Source organism: Pseudomonas sp. GW821-FHT02A08 (assembly GCF_059422045.1).
Genome location: NZ_JBWKWD010000002.1, coordinates 241,905 through 262,174 on the forward strand (window position 1 = coordinate 241,905; position 20,270 = coordinate 262,174).

Annotated in this window: 17 protein-coding genes; 7 read left to right on the top strand and 10 right to left on the bottom strand. The window is 60.9% G+C overall.

The features are described from left to right. The first annotated feature begins 88 nt into the window (after positions 1-88). Positions 89-1,486: a NorM family multidrug efflux MATE transporter gene (locus tag AC07W4_RS03030; protein WP_495031445.1), complete on the top strand. Its 1,398-nt coding sequence runs from the start codon at positions 89-91 to the stop codon at positions 1,484-1,486. Between the two features lie 135 nt (positions 1,487-1,621). Here the strand turns inward: AC07W4_RS03030 and AC07W4_RS03035 are convergent, their stop codons facing one another. After that, complete coding sequence (locus AC07W4_RS03035; RefSeq protein ID WP_495031446.1) at positions 1,622-3,295, bottom strand: putative bifunctional diguanylate cyclase/phosphodiesterase; 1,674 nt, start codon at positions 3,293-3,295, stop codon at positions 1,622-1,624. 264 nt (positions 3,296-3,559) lie between these two features. Here AC07W4_RS03035 and rep point away from each other — a divergent pair, with 264 nt between their 5' ends. Both rep and AC07W4_RS03045 read left to right on the top strand, forming a co-directional pair. Continuing rightward, positions 3,560-5,569 carry a DNA helicase Rep gene (rep, locus tag AC07W4_RS03040; RefSeq protein ID WP_007989511.1) on the top strand — a complete coding sequence of 670 codons (2,010 nt, stop codon included), beginning with the start codon at positions 3,560-3,562 and terminating at the stop codon, positions 5,567-5,569. Positions 5,570-5,624: 55 nt separating this feature from the next. Next, entirely contained in the window at positions 5,625-6,197 is a 573-nt protein-coding gene (locus tag AC07W4_RS03045; protein ID WP_007975145.1) for a xanthine phosphoribosyltransferase, read from the top strand. A 129-nt stretch (positions 6,198-6,326) separates the two neighbouring features. Here AC07W4_RS03045 and AC07W4_RS03050 read toward each other — a convergent pair whose 3' ends face one another. From AC07W4_RS03050 to dadA, 6 genes are all read right to left on the bottom strand, one after another. Then, on the bottom strand, positions 6,327-8,249 hold the full coding sequence (locus tag AC07W4_RS03050; protein ID WP_495031447.1) for an acetyl-CoA hydrolase/transferase C-terminal domain-containing protein: 1,923 nt from the start codon (positions 8,247-8,249) through the stop codon (positions 6,327-6,329). 275 nt (positions 8,250-8,524) lie between these two features. Next, the gene (locus AC07W4_RS03055) at positions 8,525-8,944 is read right to left on the bottom strand and encodes a c-type cytochrome (protein ID WP_495031471.1); all 420 of its coding nucleotides are present in this window, start codon (positions 8,942-8,944) and stop codon (positions 8,525-8,527) included. Between the two features lie 182 nt (positions 8,945-9,126). Continuing rightward, positions 9,127-9,675: a cupin domain-containing protein gene (locus AC07W4_RS03060; RefSeq protein ID WP_008023455.1), complete on the bottom strand. Its 549-nt coding sequence runs from the start codon at positions 9,673-9,675 to the stop codon at positions 9,127-9,129. A gap of 127 nt (positions 9,676-9,802) precedes the next feature. After that, on the bottom strand, positions 9,803-10,876 hold the full coding sequence (alr, locus tag AC07W4_RS03065) for an alanine racemase (RefSeq protein ID WP_495031448.1): 1,074 nt from the start codon (positions 10,874-10,876) through the stop codon (positions 9,803-9,805). A gap of 96 nt (positions 10,877-10,972) precedes the next feature. Further along, a complete protein-coding gene (locus AC07W4_RS03070) occupies positions 10,973-11,326 on the bottom strand; it encodes a RidA family protein (RefSeq protein WP_495031449.1) in 354 nt (117 codons plus the stop codon). After that, entirely contained in the window at positions 11,298-12,602 is a 1,305-nt protein-coding gene (gene dadA, locus AC07W4_RS03075; RefSeq protein WP_495031450.1) for a D-amino acid dehydrogenase, read from the bottom strand. The genes AC07W4_RS03070 and dadA overlap by 29 nt, the downstream gene beginning before the upstream one ends. Before the next feature lie 157 nt (positions 12,603-12,759). Here dadA and AC07W4_RS03080 point away from each other — a divergent pair, with 157 nt between their 5' ends. Continuing rightward, positions 12,760-13,248 carry an Lrp/AsnC ligand binding domain-containing protein gene (locus AC07W4_RS03080; protein ID WP_007975155.1) on the top strand — a complete coding sequence of 163 codons (489 nt, stop codon included), beginning with the start codon at positions 12,760-12,762 and terminating at the stop codon, positions 13,246-13,248. A 135-nt stretch (positions 13,249-13,383) separates the two neighbouring features. On the opposite strand, the gene AC07W4_RS03085 is transcribed toward AC07W4_RS03080, so the two are convergent. After that, positions 13,384-13,737: a YkgJ family cysteine cluster protein gene (locus AC07W4_RS03085; RefSeq protein WP_102700091.1), complete on the bottom strand. Its 354-nt coding sequence runs from the start codon at positions 13,735-13,737 to the stop codon at positions 13,384-13,386. Between the two features lie 147 nt (positions 13,738-13,884). On the opposite strand from AC07W4_RS03085, the gene AC07W4_RS03090 reads away from it, so the two are divergent. Beyond that, the gene (locus AC07W4_RS03090) at positions 13,885-15,189 is read left to right on the top strand and encodes an NAD(P)/FAD-dependent oxidoreductase (RefSeq protein ID WP_495031451.1); all 1,305 of its coding nucleotides are present in this window, start codon (positions 13,885-13,887) and stop codon (positions 15,187-15,189) included. Between the two features lie 143 nt (positions 15,190-15,332). On the opposite strand, the gene AC07W4_RS03095 is transcribed toward AC07W4_RS03090, so the two are convergent. Further along, a complete protein-coding gene (locus AC07W4_RS03095) occupies positions 15,333-15,578 on the bottom strand; it encodes a DUF1127 domain-containing protein (protein ID WP_495031452.1) in 246 nt (81 codons plus the stop codon). A gap of 179 nt (positions 15,579-15,757) precedes the next feature. On the opposite strand from AC07W4_RS03095, the gene AC07W4_RS03100 reads away from it, so the two are divergent. Together AC07W4_RS03100 and AC07W4_RS03105 are read left to right on the top strand one after the other, a co-directional pair. After that, positions 15,758-17,191, top strand: coding sequence for an aminotransferase-like domain-containing protein (locus AC07W4_RS03100; RefSeq protein ID WP_495031453.1), 1,434 nt, complete (start codon positions 15,758-15,760; stop codon positions 17,189-17,191). Positions 17,192-17,251: 60 nt separating this feature from the next. Next, positions 17,252-18,826: a phospholipase D family protein gene (locus AC07W4_RS03105; RefSeq protein WP_495031454.1), complete on the top strand. Its 1,575-nt coding sequence runs from the start codon at positions 17,252-17,254 to the stop codon at positions 18,824-18,826. Positions 18,827-18,957: 131 nt separating this feature from the next. On the opposite strand, the gene AC07W4_RS03110 is transcribed toward AC07W4_RS03105, so the two are convergent. Beyond that, positions 18,958-20,100: an MFS transporter gene (locus AC07W4_RS03110; protein WP_495031455.1), complete on the bottom strand. Its 1,143-nt coding sequence runs from the start codon at positions 20,098-20,100 to the stop codon at positions 18,958-18,960. Positions 20,101-20,270 lie beyond the last annotated feature (170 nt).

Below are 20,270 nucleotides of genomic sequence, written 5' to 3' on the forward strand. Positions count from 1 at the left end.
TCCATCCTTTTTATCCCTTTGTGCAAATCTCGCAGAGCGCCGAGAATCGGTGTTTTCCTGTTCCCTTTGATAATCGAGCGTGATGACCATGCAGCATCCAGCACGTACTGAACTCTGGGCCATCCTGCGGCTGGCGGGGCCGCTGATTGCCTCGCAGTTGGCGCACATGCTGATGGTCCTCACCGACACCCTGATGATGGCGCGCCTGAGTCCCGAGGCACTGGCCGGTGGCGGGCTCGGCGCGGCGACTTATTCGTTCGTGTCGATTTTCTGCATCGGCGTGATTGCTGCCGTCGGTACATTGGTGGCTATTCGTCAAGGTGCGGGCGACATTCTCGGAGCGACCCGCTTGACCCAAGCCGGATTGTGGCTGGCATGGCTGATGGCGCTGGTCGCCGGTTTGCTGCTGTGGAACCTCAAACCGGTGCTGCTGCTGTTCGGCCAGACCGAAAGCAATGTCCAGATGGCTGGGCAGTTTTTGATCTTCCTGCCGTTCGCCCTGCCCGGCTACCTGAGCTTCATGGCCCTGCGCGGGTTCACCAGCGCCATTGGCCGTGCGACGCCGGTGATGGTCATCAGCCTTGGCGGTACGGTCGCCAACTTCTTGCTCAACTATGTGCTGATTACCGGGATGTTCGGCCTGCCAAAATTGGGGCTGGTGGGCATCGGGCTGGTCACGGCGATTGTCGCCAACCTGATGGCACTTGCGCTGGCGTGGCACATTCGTCGACATCCGGCTTATGAGGCCTATCCGCTGCGCCTGGGCCTGTCGCGGCTGAACCGCCAGTACCTGAAGGAACTATGGCGCCTGGGCCTGCCGATTGGCGGCACCTATGCGGTGGAAGTCGGGCTGTTTGCCTTCGCGGCGCTGTGCATGGGCACCATGGGCAGCACTCAACTTGGCGCACACCAGATCGCCCTGCAAATCGTTTCGGTGGCGTTCATGGTCCCGGCGGGTATTTCTTATGCGATCACCATGCGCATCGGCCAGCACTACGGTGCCGGACAATTGCTGGATGCGCGGCTGGCCGGGCGGGTCGGCATCGCGTTCGGGGCGGCGGCGATGCTGTGTTTCGCCATGGTCTTCTGGCTATTGCCAAACCAGTTGGTGGGCCTGTTCCTCGACCACAACGACCCGGCGTTTCGCGATGTCATCAACCTGGCCGTGAGCCTGTTGGCGGTGGCGGCCTGGTTCGAGCTGTTCGACGGCGTGCAAACCATTGCCATGGGCTGCATTCGTGGGCTCAAGGATGCCAAGACCACTTTCCTCGTCGGCCTGGGTTGCTATTGGCTGATAGGCGCACCGGCGGCGTGGTGGATGGCGTTCCACCTGGACTGGGGGCCAACGGGTGTCTGGTGGGGCCTGGCGCTGGGGCTGGCGTGTGCGGCGGTGAGCCTGACGTTGGGGTTTGAGTGGAAGATGAAGCGGATGATCAAGCGCGACACGACGTCAGAGCAGCGCTTCGAGATCGCTCAACCTGACTGAGATCCGTTGTAGGAGCGAGCCTGCTCGCGATAAACCCGAGAACGCCGCAGGGCACCTGCCAACCAGCGTTATCGTTGACGACCATCGCGAGCAAGCTCGCTCCTACAGGATTCCGTGGCAACCAATTACTCGTGATCAGTTCACGACTTCCAGCATCGGCTGCTGGCTGGAGCCGATCGTCAGGTACTCCACCAGCTCGGCCAGCGGCAATGGCTTGCTGATCAAATACCCCTGCACCTGATCGCACTCGAACCCGCGCAGCAGATCCAGTTGCTCCGGCGTTTCCACGCCTTCTGCGACCACCTCGAGGTTGAGGTTGTGCGCCAGGTTGATCATCGCGTGGACCAGCTTGCGGTTTTCCTCACGCTGCTCCATGCCGCCGACAAAGCTCTTGTCGATCTTCAGCAAAGTGATCGGCAGGCTGTTGAGGTGCACGAACGACGAGAACCCGGTGCCGAAGTCGTCGAGGGAGAAGCGCACACCAAGGCGCCCGAGGGCGTCCATGGTCTGCTGGACCAGATCGCTGCGGCGCATCACTGCGGTTTCGGTCAGTTCGAACTCCAGCCACTGCGCCTCGACACCGCGCTCGGCAATCAGGCGACTGAGGGTCGACAGCAACTGGCTGTCCTGGAACTGTCGGAACGACAGGTTGATCGCCATGTGCAATGGCGGCAAGCCAAGTTCAAGCAACGCCTGCATGTCGCGCAAGGCCCGGGAAATCACCCAGTAGCCCAACGGTACGATCAGACCGCTTTGCTCAGCCAGCGGCACAAACTCGCTCGGCGGCAACAAGCCGCGCTCGGCATGCCGCCAGCGCACCAACGCTTCGAGGCCGACGATTTGCCCGTCTTCGAGGTTCAGCCGCGGCTGGTAGTGCAATTCCAGCTCATCGCGGCGCAACGCCCGGCGCAGCTCGGTTTCCAGGTCGGCGATGCTGCGGGCATTGCGGTTGATGCGTTCGTTGAAAATGTGAAAGGTGCAGCCCTGGGTGCTTTTGGCCTGTTGCATGGCGATGTGCGCATGCCACATCAGCGGGTCCGCACCGGCCTGGGCCCGGGCGTGGGCGATGCCCAGGCTGGAGCCGATCAGCAGGCTTTCACCATCGACCCAATAAGGCTCGGCCAGGGCTTCGCTGATGCGCTCGGCCATCCACTCGGCACGCTGGGGCGCACGACGGGTGTCGATCAGCAGAGCGAATTCATCACTGCCCAGGCGCGCCAGCTGATCGCCGGCCTCAAGCTGATTCTTGAGCCGCGCCACCACTTGCAGGATCAGACGGTCACCGGCCTGATGGCCAAGGGCGTCGTTGGCATAGCGGAAGTTGTCGAGGTCGAGATGACCGAGGGCCAGGCCACGACCGTCGTTTTCCGCCAGGCGCGCCGTCAGCAGGGTCTGGAAACCCTGGCGGTTGGCGATGCCGGTCAGAGGATCTTGCTCGGCCAGGCGTTGCAGGGTGTTTTCCAGAACGCCACGTTCGCGCACATGGCGCAGGCAACGGCGCAACATGCCGGGATCGAGCAGGTCGCGTACCAGCCAGTCACTCACGCCGTCGGGCGGGGTCAGCGGCTCATGGTCGAGCAACAACACCGTCGGCAGGCTGCAACGGCCCGGCGCCGGTTGAAGTTGCGGGATGGTCAATAACACCGCGCTGCGGTTGTCATCGAACAGGCTGCTGACCGACTCCCAACTCGGCGCGCTGATGAGCACGGCCGAGCTCCCCATAGGAGCCAGACACTCGCGTAACAACGCTGCCCACGCTGGCTCTTCGGCCAGTAGCAGCAAACGCAAGGGTTCGACAGGCGTAGACAAGCTAGCTCCCTAGACTCTGCAAAGATGTAGGCGACGGGCATTATGCCGTTCCGATGACCAATGACAATGACATCAGTGAGCAAAACCAGCCCTTTGTATCCGCAATTACGAACATTAGCCGCAAATTCGTTGCGCATCCTGCGTGAAAGTAACAAAACCGGCAATTACAGATAGCGTGGTACGTCACAAGTCGGACAGAGCAGCACAATTCGCTGAGCCTGTTAAAATGCCGGCCCATTTTGTGACTGACTCCTGAATTTACCTATGTCCCGACTCAATCCCCGGCAGCAAGAAGCCGTGAGCTACGTCGGCGGCCCTCTTTTGGTGCTCGCCGGTGCAGGCTCCGGCAAGACCAGCGTGATCACGCGCAAAATCGCGCACCTGATCCAGAACTGCGGCATTCGCGCCCAGTACATCGTCGCCATGACCTTTACCAACAAGGCCGCCCGCGAAATGAAGGAACGGGTCGGCACCCTGTTGCGTGCCGGTGAAGGGCGCGGGCTGACGGTCTGCACGTTCCACAACCTGGGCCTGAACATCATCCGCAAGGAGCACGTTCGGCTGGGCTACAAACCGGGCTTCTCGATTTTTGACGAGACCGACGTCAAGGCCCTGATGACCGACATCATGCAGAAGGAATACTCGGGCGACGACGGTGTCGACGAGATCAAGAACATGATCGGCGCCTGGAAAAACGACCTGATCCTGCCGGCCCAGGCTCTGGAAAACGCGCGCAACCCCAAGGAACAGACCGCCGCCATCGTTTACACCCACTACCAGCGCACGCTCAAGGCGTTCAACGCGGTGGACTTCGACGACCTGATCCTGCTGCCGGTGAAGCTGTTCGAAGAGCACGCCGACATTCTGGAGAAGTGGCAGAACAAGGTGCGTTACCTGCTGGTGGACGAATACCAGGACACCAACGCCAGCCAGTACCTGCTGGTGAAAATGCTCATCGGCAAACGCAACCAGTTCACCGTGGTGGGCGACGACGACCAGTCGATCTACGCCTGGCGCGGCGCTCGCCCGGAAAACCTGATGCTGCTCAAGGACGACTACCCATCCTTGAAAGTAGTGATGCTGGAGCAGAACTACCGCTCCACCAGTCGCATCCTGCGCTGCGCCAACGTGCTGATCTCGAACAACCCCCACGAATTCGAAAAACAGTTGTGGAGTGAAATGGGCCACGGCGACGAGATCCGCGTGATCCGTTGCCGCAACGAGGACGCCGAGGCCGAGCGCGTGGCCATGGAAATCCTCAGCCTGCACCTGCGCACCGACCGACCGTACAGCGATTTCGCGATCCTGTATCGCGGCAACTACCAGGCCAAGCTGATTGAGCTGAAGTTGCAGCATCACCAGGTGCCGTATCGCCTGTCCGGCGGCAACAGCTTTTTCGGGCGCCAGGAAGTGAAAGACCTGATGGCCTACTTCCGCCTGATCGTGAACCCGGACGACGACAACGCGTTCCTGCGGGTGATCAACGTGCCGCGCCGCGAGATCGGCTCGACCACGCTGGAGAAGCTGGGCAACTACGCCACCGAGCGCAAGATCTCGATGTACGCCGCCACCGACGAGATCGGCCTGGGCGAGCATCTGGACAGTCGCTTCACCGATCGCCTGTCGCGCTTCAAGCGTTTCATGGACCGTGTGCGCGAGCAGTGCGCCGGCGAAGACCCGATCTCGGCACTGCGCAGCATGGTCATGGACATCGACTACGAGAACTGGCTGCGCACCAACAGTTCCAGCGACAAGGCCGCCGACTACCGCATGGGTAACGTCTGGTTCCTGATCGAGGCGCTGAAGAACACCCTGGAAAAAGACGAAGAAGGCGAAATGACCGTCGAGGACGCCATCGGCAAACTCGTCCTGCGTGACATGCTCGAGCGTCAGCAGGAAGAGGAAGACGGCGCCGAAGGCGTGCAGATGATGACCTTGCATGCGTCCAAGGGACTGGAATTCCCCTACGTGTTCATCATGGGCATGGAGGAGGAAATCCTCCCGCACCGTTCCAGCATCGAAGCCGACACCATCGAAGAAGAACGTCGCCTGGCCTACGTGGGCATTACCCGCGCGCGCCAGACCCTGGCCTTCACATTCGCGGCCAAGCGCAAGCAGTACGGCGAGATCATCGATTGCGCGCCAAGCCGCTTCCTCGATGAGTTGCCACCGGACGATCTGGCGTGGGAAGGCAATGACGACACGCCGACCGAAGTCAAAGCCGTGCGGGGCAACAACGCATTGGCGGATATACGCGCGATGTTAAAGCGCTAGAATTGACCACTTTTATATGACCTTCGGCGCACAGGCGCCAAAAGAGGACAGCTTCATGGAAGCCCTGCACCAGAAAATTCGCGAACAAGGCATTGTGCTTTCCGACCAGGTCCTGAAGGTCGACGCCTTTCTGAACCACCAGATCGACCCGGCCCTGATGAAACTGATCGGCGACGAATTCGCCACGCTGTTCAAGGATTCGGGCATCACCAAGATCGTCACCATTGAAGCCTCGGGCATCGCCCCGGCGATCATGACCGGTCTGAACCTGGGTGTGCCGGTGATTTTCGCCCGCAAGCACCAGTCCCTGACCCTGACCGAAAACCTGCTGTCGGCGACCGTGTACTCGTTCACCAAGCAGACCGAAAGCACCGTGGCCATCTCCCCGCGCCACCTGACCAGCAGCGACCGCGTGCTGATCATCGACGACTTCCTGGCCAACGGTAAGGCGTCCCAGGCACTGATTTCGATCATCAAGCAGGCCGGCGCCACCGTGGCGGGCCTGGGCATCGTGATCGAGAAGTCGTTCCAGGGTGGGCGTGCGGAATTGGATTCGCAGGGTTATCGCGTTGAGTCGTTGGCCCGTGTTAAGTCGCTGGCCGATGGTGTCGTGACCTTTATCGAGTAAAGCCGCCACACTGCACATCCCCTGTGGGAGCGGGCTTGCTCACGAAGGCGGTGTGTCAGTCGACTGATTTTTGACTGATACACCGCCTTCGCGAGCAAGCCCGCTCCCACATTTGATTTATGTTGGCTGTTATTGCGCGGTGGCTTTCAGGCCGGCCAGCAGCAACCGCTGATACAAATCCTCCTTCAGCCCCTCCGGGTTGGCCAGCTGCATGCGCTCCAGATGCTCCGGAAACGCTGCTGCCTCCGGCGCATCCAGCGCTGCCTTGCCCAACTCCAGCACCTCGCTCAGCTTGAACTTGCTCTTGAGCCAGTTCAGTGCCCGCAACAGATCACGCTCGACCTCGGTGAAATCACAGCCCAGCGGATACTCCGGAAACAGCTGTGGATGCCGTGCCTCAATCGCCTGCAAACGCTGCGGACTGTTATCGGTAAAGCGCGAATCGAGACGGAAGTCCTTCGGCAACTTGCCGACCTTCTGCGCCTGCTCGATCAACCCCTGCTGAAAGCGTGAATCACTGATATTGAGCAACGCCTCGATCACTGCCGCATCGGCCTTGCCGCGCAGATCGGCAATGCCGTACTCAGTCACCACAACATCGCGCAGGTGCCGAGGGATCGTGCAGTGGCCGTATTCCCAGACAATGTTCGAGCTGACGTCGCCGCCGGATTCGCGCCAACTGCGCAACAGCAACACCGAGCGCGCGCCTTGCAACGCATGGCCCTGCACCACGAAGTTGTATTGCCCGCCTACGCCGCTGAGCACACGCCCGTCCTCAAGCTGATCCGCCACCGCGGCACCGAGCAAGGTCACGGTGAACGCGGTGTTGATGAACCGCGCATCCAGGCGCTGCAAGCGCTTGAGTTCTTCCTGGCCGTAGAGCTCGTTGATGTAGCTGATGCGGGTCATGTTGAATGCAAGCCGGTTGTTTTGCGGCAACTCGCGCAAGCGTTCGTAGAAGCTGCGTGGACCGAGGAAGAAACCGCCGTGCACCGAAATGCCATCGTATTGCGCAGTCTCGTCGAGGGTGCCGGCATTCGCCTGCTGTTGGGTCGTCACGTCCGGGTAGACCTTGCGCCGCACGATCCCGGCATCCGCCAGCACCAGCAAGCCGTTGACGAACATTTCGCTGCAGCCATACAGGCCTTTGGCGAAGGGGCCGATGCCGCCTTCGCGCTCGATCAGTTGCGTCCAGTGGCTGAGGTTTACGTCTGCCAGTAAAGCCCTGTATCCGTCGTTGTCGGCTTGCCGCGCCAGCAGCGCCGCCGTCAGCGCATCGCCCATGGAACCGATGCCGATCTGCAAGGTGCCGCCGTCACGCACCAGGGTGCTGGCGTGCAGGCCGATGAAGTGGTCCTGACACCCCACCGGCATGTTCGGCGTGGAGAACAGCGTGGTGTTGTCCTTCTCATCGATCAACAGGTCAAAGGTGTCGATGCCGAGTTCAGCATCGCCGGGCATGTAGGGCAGATCGTTGTGCACCTGGCCGACCATCAGGATGGTTTCTCCGGCGGCGCGACGCCTGGCGATCATCGGCAACAGGTCGAGGGTGATGTCCGGGTTGCAGCTCAGGCTCAAGCGGTCGGGATGCTCGGCATGGCTGGCCACCAGTTGCGCCACCAGGTTCAACCCGGCGGCATTGATGTCCCGCGCCGCATGGCTGTAATTGCTGCTGACGTAATCCTGTTGCGCCGTGGCACTGTTGAGCAGGCTGCCGGGCTGCATGAAGAACTGCTGGATGTGGATGTTGCACGGCAGACTATCGCAGCGTAGGTCGGCGAGAAATTCCAGCTCGGGATAATCGCCGAACACCCGTTCGATAAAGGGTTCGAGGAAGCGCTTTTGCAAACCATCGCCCAAGGGCGGGCGCCCCAGGCACAACGCGGTGTAGATGGTCAGCCGCCGCTCGGGCAACTGTGCAATTCGTCGATACAGCGCGTTGACGAAGTGATTGGGTTTGCCCAGGCCCAGGGGCAAGCCCATATGAATGTGGACCGGCAACCGCGCCAGTACGTCATCGACCGCCTGCTCGATAGAACACAACTGCACCATCGGATCCTCCCTCATATTCCATGAATTGGGGTTGGACCGAGCTTGCCGGGTCTTGGCTGCAAAAAACAGCCTCAGACGCCAAATCATGCCAGCACCGAAGATCCTTTGTGGGAGCGGGCTTGCTCGCGAAGAGGCCGTGTCAGCCGCCATCAATGTTGGCTGACACACCGCTTTCGCGAGCAAGCCCGCTCCCACAAGGGCTCTTCATTGTCTTCAGGACAAAACCGCAGGCACAAAAAAGCCGCTCGGAAGCGGCTTTTCGCTGAAAACGGGGCTTATTTCAGGCCGGACATCTTCTCGATGGCGCCTTTGAGCTCTGGATCGGAGCAATCGGCGCAGGTGCCTTTTGGCGGCATCGAGTTGATGCCGGAGATCGCCTTGGCGAGCAGGCCGTCAACACCACCTTCTTTCTTGGCACGCTCGCCCCAAGCAGCGGCATCACCGATTTTCGGCGCGCCCAACAGGCCTGAGCCGTGGCAAGCGTTGCAATGTTTTGCAATCACTTCATCCGGGGTTTTCGCACCACCGCCGCCGGCGGAAGCGGCCACTTCCATGCCCTTGCACTCTTTACCCTGAACACAAACCTGGCCGACTGGCTCAAGGCGTTTGGCAATATCGTCGTTGGTCGCAGCCTGAGTGCTGACACTGACAGCCCATAGGGCCAATACGGTTGCTGGTGCAGCCAGCATTTTCATAATTAGGTTCACGCGTTCACCCTCAATGGTGGCTAGTCACGCCTACGGCCACGGTTCGCAGGCGGGCGCAAGTATAGCGGTAAGCCCGTCGCACTGAAACAACCCCAAAGTCGGAGGGGTCTTAGGTCGCGACGGAAAAACAGCCCGGGCGCCTCTGCGATGCTGGCAGGACGCCTCTTTTCTTAGAAATTCGCCGGCGTGGCTGCGCTGATTAGTCGCGCCGGCACATCGAACGGATTACGGAAACGATGTGGCTTGGTACTTTCAAAGTAGTAGCTATCGCCGGCTTCGAGGACAAAAGTTTCGAGACCGACCACCAGTTCCAGTTTTCCTTCGACCAGGATGCCGGTTTCCTCGCCCTCATGGGTGAGCATCTCGTCACCGGTGTCGGCGCCTGGCGGATAGATTTCATTGAGGAATGCGATCGCCCGGCTCGGGTGCGCCCGACCGACCAGTTTCATGGTCACGGCACCATCGGAAATATCGATCAGCTCGTTGGCTTTGTAGACGATCTGAGTCGGTTTTTCCTGCAGGATTTCTTCGGAAAAGAACTCGACCATGGACATGGGAATTCCGCCCAGCACTTTACGCAGCGAACTGATCGAGGGGCTGACGCTGTTCTTCTCGATCATCGAAATCGTGCTGTTGGTGACCCCCGCCCGTTTGGCGAGCTCACGCTGGGAAAGGCCTTTGAGCCTACGGATGGATTGCAGTCGTTCACCGACGTCCAAAGCTTGCGCCTCCAGGATTCAGATTGTTGGAATAGTGAGCGTTATCATGGCGACAGCGTTCAGTATTTACAACACCTTGACCTGAATCCTGCTCAGCGAGGCGACTTCCGGTCCGGAGCCCTGCTCACTAAGCCCCGGAATAGAGCAGTGGCACTCGACGCAGGTTGCAGAAGATCTGATAAGGAATCGTGCCGGCAGCCATGGCCACATCACTGGCGAGGATGTTTTTGCCCCACAACTCGACAGTCGAACCGAGGCCGGCCTGCGGCACATCGGTCAGGTCGATACAGAGCATGTCCATCGATACCCGGCCGATCAACTGGCTGCGCTGTCCGGCAACCAGCACTGGCGTGCCGGTCGGCGCCAGACGCGGGTAGCCGTCGGCGTAACCCATGGCCACGACGCCAATGCGCATCGGTTTCGGGGTGATGAATTTGGCGCCGTAACCGACGGGTTCGCCAGCCGGCAACTCGCGCACGCTGATCACTTTCGACTCCAGGGTCATGACTGGTTGCAACCGCGACGCCACTTCGTTGGCTTCTTCGAAGGGTGTGGCGCCATAAAGCATGATGCCCGGGCGCACCCAGTCGCTGGGAATCTGCGGCCAACCGAGTACCGCCGGTGAGTTGCGCAGGCTGACCTCGGCGGACAAACCCTTGCGCGCTGCTTCAAATATCGCCACCTGATCGGCACTGGCCTGCTCGTGCAATTCATCGGCACGCGCAAAGTGGCTCATCAGCACCACTTTCGCGACCTTGCCGCTGGCCAACAGCCGTTGATAGGCCGCCTGATAATCCGCCGGGTGCAGCCCCACACGGTGCATGCCCGAGTCGAGCTTCAGCCACACGGTGATCGGCTTGCTCAACGCCGCTTTCTCGATGGCTTCGAGCTGCCACAGCGAATGCACCACGCACCAGAAGTCATGCTCGACGATCAGCGCCAGCTCATCGGCTTCGAAAAAACCTTCCAGCAGCAGGATCGGCGCGCGAATGCCCGCCGCCCGCAGCTCCAATGCCTCTTCGATGCAAGCCACGGCAAACCCGTCCGCCTCGGCTTCCAGCGCCTGGGCGCAACGCACCGCGCCATGGCCATAGGCATCGGCCTTGATCACCGCGAGGGCCTTGGCCCCCGTGAGTTCACGGGCGATTCGGTAGTTGTTGCGCAGGGCTTGAAGGTCGATCAGGGCACGGGCAGGACGCATGGCGGCAGACTTCTGGTCGGGTTATCGGGAAAAAAACCGGCGCTGGCTGGTGGCGTGAACCGCCAGCAGCACCGGGAGAGGGATCTGTCTGAAAGCTTATGGCAGAGCGGCGACTACCGACAGCTCGACCAGGATTTGCGGTTCGCACAGTTTCGATTCAACGGTGGCACGGGCCGGGGCGACGCCTTTTGGCAGCCACTTGTCCCACACCGCGTTCATGCCTTCGAAATGCGCGTCGATGTCTTTCAGGTAAATCGTCACCGACAACAGATTGTTTTTGTCGGTGCCGGCCAGATCGAGCAAACGCTCGATATTGGCCAGGGTTTCGCGGGTCTGCTGTTCAATCCCGGCGTTCATGTCGTCGCCGACCTGCCCAGCCAGGTACACCGTACCGTTATGGGTGACGATCTGACTCATGCGCTCATTGGTGAGCTGGCGCTGGACTGACATGCTTTGCAGGCTCCTGGGTTTTGCTGCCATAGCGGGAGATATCGAGGCCTTCGGCGCTGATCTGCGGCTTTTTCTTTGCCATCAGGTCAGCCAGCAAGCGACCGGAGCCGCACGCCATGGTCCAGCCGAGCGTACCGTGACCGGTGTTCAGGAACAGGTTCTTGAACGGGGTGGCGCCAACAATCGGGGTGCCGTCCGGAGTGGTCGGACGCAGGCCGGTCCAGAAGTCGGCCTCGGCCAGATTGCCGCCCTGAGGATAAAGATCGTTGACGATCATCTCCAGGGTTTCCCGGCGGCGCGGGTTCAGCGACAGGTCAAAACCGGCGATTTCAGCCATACCGCCAACGCGGATGCGGTTGTCGAAACGGGTGATCGCGACCTTGTAGGTCTCGTCGAGAATGGTCGATGTCGGGGCCATCGCCGGGTTGGTGATCGGCACGGTCAGGGAGTAGCCCTTGAGCGGGTACACCGGCGCCTTGATCCCCAGCGGCTTGAGCAGTTGCGGCGAATAGCTGCCGAGGGCCAACACGTAGCGATCGGCGGTTTCCAGCTTGCCGTCGATCCACACGCCGTTGATGCGGTCACCGGCGAAGTCGAGGCGCTGAATGTCCTGGCCGAAACGGAATTGCACACCGAGGTTCGCGGCCATCTCGGCAAGCTTGGTGGTGAACATCTGGCAGTCGCCAGTCTGGTCGTTCGGCAGGCGCAGGGCACCGGCGAGGATGTCAGTCACGCTGGCCAGGGCCGGTTCAACGCGAGCAATACCGTCGCGGTCGAGCAGCTCGAACGGCACGCCGGACTCTTTCAGCACGGCGATGTCTTTCGCGGCGCCGTCCAGTTGAGCCTGGGTGCGGAACAGTTGGGTCGTACCAAGGCTGCGGCCTTCGTAGGCGATGCCGGTCTCCAGGCGCAGTTCATCGAGACAGTCACGGCTGTACTCGGACAGACGGACCATGCGTTCCTTGTTCACCGCGTAACGGCTGGCGGTGCAGTTGCGCAGCATCTGTGCCATCCACAGGTACTGGTCGATGTCGGCAGTGGCCTTGATCGCCAATGGCGCGTGGCGCTGCAACAGCCACTTGATGGCTTTGAGCGGCACACCCGGCGCGGCCCACGGCGAGGCGTAACCCGGCGAAACCTGCCCGGCGTTGGCGAAACTGGTCTCCATGGCAGCGGCCGGCTGCCGGTCGACAACCACTACTTCAAACCCGGCACGGGCCAAGTAATAAGCACTGGTGGTACCGATGACGCCGCTACCCAAGACCATGACGCGCATTTTCATATCCCTCATCGCGGCTAACCGCTGACGTTTGTTATTCAGAGCTTTAGATGCGCGCAGTGTAAAAAAGATTTGCCAGTGCTTTTCACTATATAAGCGCCTATATTTGGCGACAATTCTCGGCAAAAACCCTTTTCACGGAGGCGCATCCCCTATGCGTACCAACACTCAGACCAAACGTGAGCTGGACAAGATCGACCGCAACATCCTGCGGATCCTGCAAGCGGACGGGCGGATTTCCTTTACCGAGCTTGGGGAAAAGGTCGGGCTCTCGACCACGCCCTGTACCGAGCGGGTCCGGCGTCTGGAGCGCGAAGGGATCATCATGGGCTACAACGCCCGGCTCAATCCGCAGCACCTGAAGGGTAGTCTGCTGGTGTTCGTCGAGATCAGCCTGGATTACAAATCCGGCGATACTTTCGAAGAGTTCCGACGTGCGGTGCTGAAATTGCCCCATGTATTGGAGTGTCATCTGGTGTCTGGGGATTTCGACTACCTGGTGAAGGCGCGGATTTCCGAGATGGCCTCGTACCGCAAGTTGCTGGGCGACATCCTGCTCAAGCTGCCCCACGTGCGCGAGTCCAAGAGTTACATCGTGATGGAAGAGGTGAAGGAGAGCCTGACCCTGCCGATTCCGGATTGAGATTGGCGGCGTCTGTTCAGCCGCTTTCGCGAGCAAGCCCGCTCCCACAGTTGATCGCAGCCGTACACAAATCTGTGGCCACTGAAGATCCAATGTGGGAGCGGGCTTGCTCGCGAAGGCAGCGACTCGGTCTATCTAGACCAGCACCTGCCGGGTGCTGGCCATATACTCGAACACCTGCTTCTCCACCCGCGGATGAATCAATTCCACCGGCCCGCGCCCATTGGGGCACGGCAAGGTCTTGGTGGTGCCGAACAACCGGCAGATCAGCGGCCGCTCGTCATACACCGTGCAACCATTCGGCCCCAGATGCACACAGTTGAGTGCTTCCATGGCGGCATCCTGCTCGGCGCGGGTCTTGCGCGGCAGGCGCGACATTTCTTCGGGCGAGGTGGTCACCGGCCCGCAGCAGTCATGGCAGCCGGGCACGCACTCGAACGAGGGAATCTGTTGTCGCAATGTGCGAATTGTCTGGCTGTTGCAGCTCATTGCAGCGGTGACCCAAAGCGGAATAGAGCGCGATTCTGACGCAAAAGCCCCGACCCAGACAGCACCAGCCGACCAATGTTGCCCGCCCGGGAAGGTCCGGCCTATGCTCCGTCAGGTTTTCCAAACGCAAGCATCAGGAACACGCACATGAATGCCCGTGCTCAACAGCCTGTCAGCCACACCGCTTCCTACTACGCCGCCAGCAGCCTGCCGCAGCCCGAACTTGCGGCGCTCAAGGGCGAAGTGCTGGCCGATGTCTGCGTGGTGGGCGGCGGGTATTCGGGGTTGAACACAGCGCTTGAGCTGGCCGACCGCGGCCTCAGCGTGGTGTTGCTCGAAGCCCATAAAATTGGCTGGGGCGCCAGTGGACGCAATGGCGGGCAACTGATTCGCGGCGTCGGCCACGGCCTCGATCAGTTCACCAACGTCATCGGTGTCGAAGGTGTTCGGCAAATGAAACTCATGGGCCTGGAAGCCGTGGAAATCGTCCGGCAACGGGTCGAGCGCTTCCAGATCCCCTGCGACCTGACCTGGGGTTACTGCGACCTCGCCAACAAGCCCCGTGACCTTGAAGGCTTCGCCGAGGATGCCGAAGAACTGCGCAGCCTCGGATATCGCTACGAGACTCGCTTGCTGCAAGCCAACGAGATGCACACCGTGGTCGGCTCCACGCGTTATGTCGGCGGCCTGATCGACATGGGTTCGGGGCACCTGCATCCACTGAATCTGGCCTTGGGCGAAGCCGCAGCGGCACAACGACTGGGGGTCCAGTTGTTCGAGCACTCGGCCGTGACCCGCATCGACTATGGCCCCGAGGTCAAGGTCCATACCGCCGTGGGCTCGGTGCGTGCCAAGACCCTGGTGCTGGGTTGCAATGCCTACCTCAATAACCTCAACCCGGAACTCAGCGGCAAAGTCCTGCCCGCCGGCAGCTACATCATCGCCACCGAACCACTGAGCAAAGAACAGGCCCGCGCCCTGCTGCCGCAGAACATGGCGGTCTGTGACCAGCGGGTGGCGCTGGACTACTACCGGCTCTCGGCGGACCGGCGCTTGCTGTTTGGCGGCGCCTGCCATTACTCGGGCCGCGACCCAAAAGACATCGCCGCGTACATGCGCCCGAAAATGCTCGAAGTTTTTCCGCAATTGTCTGGTGTGAAGATCGACTATCAATGGGGCGGCATGATCGGCATCGGCGCCAATCGTCTGCCGCAGATCGGCCGGCTCAAGGACCAGCCGAATGTGTATTACGCCCAGGCCTATTCCGGTCATGGCGTGAATGCCACACACCTGGCCGGCAAGCTGCTGGCCGAAGCCATCAGCGGGCAGCACAGTGGGGGTTTTGATTTGTTCGCCAAGGTGCCGCATATCACTTTCCCCGGCGGCAAGCATTTGCGCTCGCCGTTGCTGGCGTTGGGGATGTTGTGGCATCGGCTTCAAGAGTTGGTCTGACGGATTGTCGGTGTCAGCTCTGACGCCTTCGCGGGCAAGCCCGCTCCCACAGGTTTCGGCGGTGAACACAAATCTTGTGAACACCAGTAATCCCTGTGGGAGCGGGCTTGCCCGCGAAGAGGCCCTGAAGAACACTGCAAAACTCAGATCCGCCAGAAAGGCTTCAGCCCCTCCTCCCGCGCCTGTTCCCGTGTCAGCCCGATATCCTTGAGCTGGTCGGCCGTCAGGACCAGCAAGGCCTTGCGCGTGTGCAGGCGACGCCAGAACTGGTCCCAGCGACTCAGGCCGGACGACGCATGGCCCATGCCCGCCTCTCGCGTGCCGTTGTTCTGCCCGGTCGCCAGTTCCTGACTGTGTAACGTCAGCCGCACATCGCTCAAACCGTTCATCTTGGATGCTCCTGTTTACTTGGGTAGCCAGAGGTTCCATGATGCGTGGGCGCGCAAAAGCATTACAGATTCAAAGTAACTGTATTAACTCCATACAGTTTTGCCGATTCCGCCACTGAATCCATATTTTTTGCCCGATCTGTACTGGTTAACCGAATCATCCCTATCGAGGCTGCACCATGACCCTTTACGTCAACCTCGCCGAATTGCTCGGCACACGTATCGAACAGGGCTTCTATCGCCCCGGTGACCGGCTGCCTTCGGTACGGGCGCTGAGCGTCGAGCACGGTGTCAGCCTGAGTACGGTGCAACAGGCCTATCGGGTACTGGAAGACAGCGGGCTGGCCATGCCACGGCCCAAGTCCGGGTACTTCGTCCCGGCCAGTCGCGAGCTGCCGGATTTGCCGGCAGTCGGCCGCCCGGCGCAACGGCCGGTGGACATTTCCCAATGGGATCAAGTGCTGGAGTTGATACGCGCCGTGCCGCGCAAAGACGTGGTGCAACTGGGCCGCGGCATGCCGGACATCACTAGCCCGACCATGAAACCGCTGCTGCGTGACCTGGCGCGTATCAGTCGGCGGCAGGACATGCCTGGCCTGTATTACGACAACATCCATGGCAACCTCGAACTGCGCGAACAGATCGCTCGCCTGATGCTCGATTCCGGCTGCCAGTTGAGCGCCAGCGAACTGGTGGTCACCACCGGTTGCCATGAAGCGCTGTCCACCAGCATTCGCGCGATCTGCGAACCCGGCGACATTGTCGCGGTGGACTCGCCGAGCTTTCACGGCGCCATGCAAACCCTCAAGGGCCTGGGCATGAAAGCCCTGGAGATTCCCACCGACCCGCTAACCGGCATCAGTCTTGAAGCTTTGGAATTGGCCTTGGAACAGTGGCCGATCAAGGTCATACAGCTGACCCCCAACTGCAACAACCCATTGGGCTACATCATGCCGGAGTCGCGCAAACGCGCGCTGCTGACGCTTGCCCAGCGCTATGACGTGGCGATCATCGAGGACGATGTGTATGGCGAACTGGCCTACACCTACCCGCGTCCGCGCACGATCAAATCCTTCGACGAAGACGGCCGCGTCCTGTTGTGCAGCTCGTTTTCCAAGAGCCTGGCGCCGGGCCTGCGCATCGGCTGGGTCGCGCCCGGCCGCTATCTGGAACGGGTGCTGCACATGAAATACATCAGCACCGGGTCCACCGCGCCACAGCCGCAGATCGCCATCGCCGAATTTCTCAAGGGCGGCCATTTCGAACCGCATTTGCGACGGATGCGCACGCAATACCAGCGCAATCGCGACGTGATGATTGATTGGGTGAGCCGCTACTTCCCGGTCGGCACACGCGCCAGTCGCCCACAAGGCAGCTTCATGCTGTGGGTCGAACTGCCGGAAGGATTCGACACCCTGAAACTGAATCGTGCATTGCATGACCAGGGCGTACAGATCGCCGTGGGCAGCATTTTTTCCGCCTCCGGCAAGTACCGCAATTGCCTGCGCATGAACTACGCTGCCAAGCCAACACCGCAGATCGAAGACGCGGTGCGCAAGGTGGGTGCGACAGCGATCAAACTGCTGGCGGATACCGATCAGCTCAGCGACTGACTTTTCTTCGGGAATCAGCATCCATATGCCTATCCGCGCCGCCAAACGGAACGATCCTACGTGAGAGTCAGAAAGCCCCTGCTTGCTCTTGTGCTACTCGCCGCGTTCCTGGGCGGCTGCGCCAGCCTCGACGTACAGCGTGTACCGAGCCAGGCGCTGCCGGCTTCAGACTCCGCATTCGGCCGCTCGGTCCAGGCACAGGCCGCACCCTACAAGGGACAATCGGGCTTTCGCCTGCTATCGGACAGCACCGAGGCCTTCATCGCCCGCGCCGAACTGATCCGTAACGCCCAAAGCAGCCTCGACTTGCAGTACTACATCGTGCACGACGGCATCAGCACGCGCATGTTGATCGAGGAGTTGCTCAAGGCCGCCGACCGGGGCGTGCGGGTTCGGGTACTGCTCGACGACACCGCCAGCGACGGCCTTGACCGGGTCATCGCGACCCTCGCCGCACACCCGAACATCCAGATCCGCGTATTCAACCCGCTGAATCTGGGCCGCAGTACCGGGGTGACCCGCACCGTGGGCCGACTGTTCAACCTCTCGCAACAACATCGACGCATGCACAACAAGCTGTGGCTGGCGGACAACAGCATGGCCATCGTCGGCGGGCGCAATCTGGGGGACGAGTATTTCGATGCCAAGCCCAACATGAATTTCACTGACATCGACATGCTCAGTGTCGGCCCGGTCGCCGAGCAACTCGGGCACAGCTTCGACCAATACTGGAACAGCGCCCTGAGCAAGCCGATCGACGAATTCCTGTCGAGCAAACCCACACCCCAAGACCTGGAAAACACCCGCACCCGACTGGCAGAGTCCCTGGCGCAAACGCGCAAACAGAATCACAGGCTCTACAAACACCTGATGACCTTCACCACCCACCCACGCCTGGACATCTGGCGCCGCGAACTGATCTGGGCCTGGAACCAGGCATTGTGGGATGCGCCGAGCAAGGTACTGGCCAAGGGCGAGCCCGATCCACAATTGCTACTGACCACGCAACTGGCACCTGAACTCAATAACGTCAGCAAAGAGCTGATCATGATCTCGGCCTACTTTGTGCCCGGCCAGCCGGGACTGGTGTACCTGACCGGGCGCGCCGATGCCGGCGTTTCCGTGAGCTTGCTGACCAATTCACTGAACGCCACGGACGTTCCCGCTGTACACGGTGGTTACGCGCCCTATCGCAGGGCGCTGCTGGAGCACGGCGTGAAGCTGTACGAATTGCGTAGCCAGCCCGGAGAGGAAGGCGGCAGCGGTAGCGGGCCGCATCTGTTTTCCAGCAGCGCCTATCACAGCTCTGACTCCAGTCTACATAGCAAGGCGATGATCTTCGACCAGCAGAAATCCTTTATCGGCTCGTTCAATTTCGACCCGCGCTCGGTGCTGTGGAACACCGAAGTCGGCGTGCTGGTGGACAGTCCGGAATTGGCCGCACGGGTCCGCGACCTGGCGCTACAGGGCATGGCACCGGCCCTGAGTTATCAGGTAGAGCTGGAAAACGATCAGATCGTCTGGACCACCGAAGACGACGGAAAAATGCACACCCTGACCAAGGAGCCAGGGAGTTGGTGGCGGCGCTTCAATGCGTGGATGAGCAATTCGGTTGGCCTGGAGAAAATGTTGTAGCAGCTGGCGAAGCCTGCGTCCGGCTGCGCAGCAGACGCAAACCCGGCTTGTACGGTTTAACTGAAAGTCCGCGATGCCTGATTTTACGACTGCTGCGCAGCCGGACGCAGGCTTCGCCAGCTGCTACAAAGCTATGCTGGCTGAACCGAGCCAAACGCCCCTTGGCGCGACACCACAATCAACACGCCCAAGGCCCCCACCGCCATCAACAACGGCAATGCATGGCCGCTGATCCACTGGCTGCCGGCACCCGCCAGCAGCGGCCCGATCAGGCAACCAATCCCCCACAGCTGGGCGATATGCGCGTTAGCCCGCACCAGCGCATCGTCGCGATAACGCTCGCCGATCAGGATCAACGACAAGGTGAACAACCCGCCAGCGCTGGCGCCGAACAGCACCCACAAAGGCCAGATCAGCAGCGTATCGATGAGCATCGGAATCGCCAGGCTCGACACCAGCAAGACAACTGCGCAGCTGGTAAACAACGCCCGTCGCGACAAGCGATCGGCCAACGCACCAATCGGCAATTGCAGCACCGCATCGCCGACCACCACCGTACTGACCATCGCCAGGGCGATCTCCGTGGTGAAACCCTGGCGCAGGCAGTAGACCGGCAACAGCGTCAGAATCATCGCCTCGAACGCGGCGAACAGCGACACCGCCCAGGCAATCGCCGGCAGGCCACGACAGAACTCAAGCAAATCACGCAGGGTCACACTGCTGGCTTCACTGCTCGGCGCGCCACCGCGGCCCAGCAACAGGAACGGCGCAGCCATCAGCAAACCGACGCCCACCCAAAAGCCATAGTCATGCTCGGTGCCAAGGAAGCCCAGCAACACCGGCCCTGCCAGCTGACTCAGTGCGTAGCTGCTGCCATACAGCGCCACCAGCCGCCCGCGCCATTGCTCAACCACCAGTTGATTGATCCAGCTTTCACCGATGATGAATACGAGGGTCAGGATCACCCCGATCATCAGCCGCAGCACCAACCAGACCGGATAGCTCGGCAACAGGGCCAGCAAACCGATCGAAACCGCCCCGGCCCACAGGCACAGGCGCATCAGATTGGCCGTGCCTAATCGCGCCGCCAGATGGCTGGAGATTTTCGCTCCCAGCAGGACGCCGATGGCCGGCATCGCCGCCATCACGCCAATGGCAAACGAGCCGTATCCCCAGCTCTCCAGACGAAACGACACCAACGGCATGCTGACACCCAGGGCCAGGCCGACACTCAGGACCGACGCCAACACGGCGAAATAAGTCGCCCAACGCATGTTCCACGCTCCTGTGGATTGATTTTTTCTTCAGGACACACAAAACAAATGTGGGAGCGGGCTTGCTCGCGAAGAGGCCATCACATCCAACATCAATGTTGGCTGATACACCGCCTTCGCGAGCAAGCCCGCTCCCACAGGGGATCTGCGTCGTTCGGGAGGCCTGCTGC

What these genes read in the sequence shown, in the direction of transcription:
- rep (WP_007989511.1), top strand. Translation starts at nt 3,560, where the DNA reads ATGTCCCGACTCAATCCCCGGCAGCAAGAAGCCGTGAGCTACGTCGGC.
- AC07W4_RS03090 (WP_495031451.1), top strand. Translation starts at nt 13,885, where the DNA reads ATGAATGCCCGTGCTCAACAGCCTGTCAGCCACACCGCTTCCTACTAC.
- AC07W4_RS03055 (WP_495031471.1), bottom strand. Translation starts at nt 8,944, where the DNA reads ATGAAAATGCTGGCTGCACCAGCAACCGTATTGGCCCTATGGGCTGTC.
- AC07W4_RS03030 (WP_495031445.1), top strand. Translation starts at nt 89, where the DNA reads ATGCAGCATCCAGCACGTACTGAACTCTGGGCCATCCTGCGGCTGGCG.
- AC07W4_RS03085 (WP_102700091.1), bottom strand. Translation starts at nt 13,737, where the DNA reads ATGAGCTGCAACAGCCAGACAATTCGCACATTGCGACAACAGATTCCC.
- dadA (WP_495031450.1), bottom strand. Translation starts at nt 12,602, where the DNA reads ATGCGCGTCATGGTCTTGGGTAGCGGCGTCATCGGTACCACCAGTGCT.
- AC07W4_RS03050 (WP_495031447.1), bottom strand. Translation starts at nt 8,249, where the DNA reads ATGGTGCAGTTGTGTTCTATCGAGCAGGCGGTCGATGACGTACTGGCG.
- alr (WP_495031448.1), bottom strand. Translation starts at nt 10,876, where the DNA reads ATGCGTCCTGCCCGTGCCCTGATCGACCTTCAAGCCCTGCGCAACAAC.
- AC07W4_RS03070 (WP_495031449.1), bottom strand. Translation starts at nt 11,326, where the DNA reads ATGTCAGTCCAGCGCCAGCTCACCAATGAGCGCATGAGTCAGATCGTC.
- AC07W4_RS03100 (WP_495031453.1), top strand. Translation starts at nt 15,758, where the DNA reads ATGACCCTTTACGTCAACCTCGCCGAATTGCTCGGCACACGTATCGAA.
- AC07W4_RS03045 (WP_007975145.1), top strand. Translation starts at nt 5,625, where the DNA reads ATGGAAGCCCTGCACCAGAAAATTCGCGAACAAGGCATTGTGCTTTCC.
- AC07W4_RS03095 (WP_495031452.1), bottom strand. Translation starts at nt 15,578, where the DNA reads ATGAACGGTTTGAGCGATGTGCGGCTGACGTTACACAGTCAGGAACTG.
- AC07W4_RS03080 (WP_007975155.1), top strand. Translation starts at nt 12,760, where the DNA reads ATGCGTACCAACACTCAGACCAAACGTGAGCTGGACAAGATCGACCGC.
- AC07W4_RS03110 (WP_495031455.1), bottom strand. Translation starts at nt 20,100, where the DNA reads ATGCGTTGGGCGACTTATTTCGCCGTGTTGGCGTCGGTCCTGAGTGTC.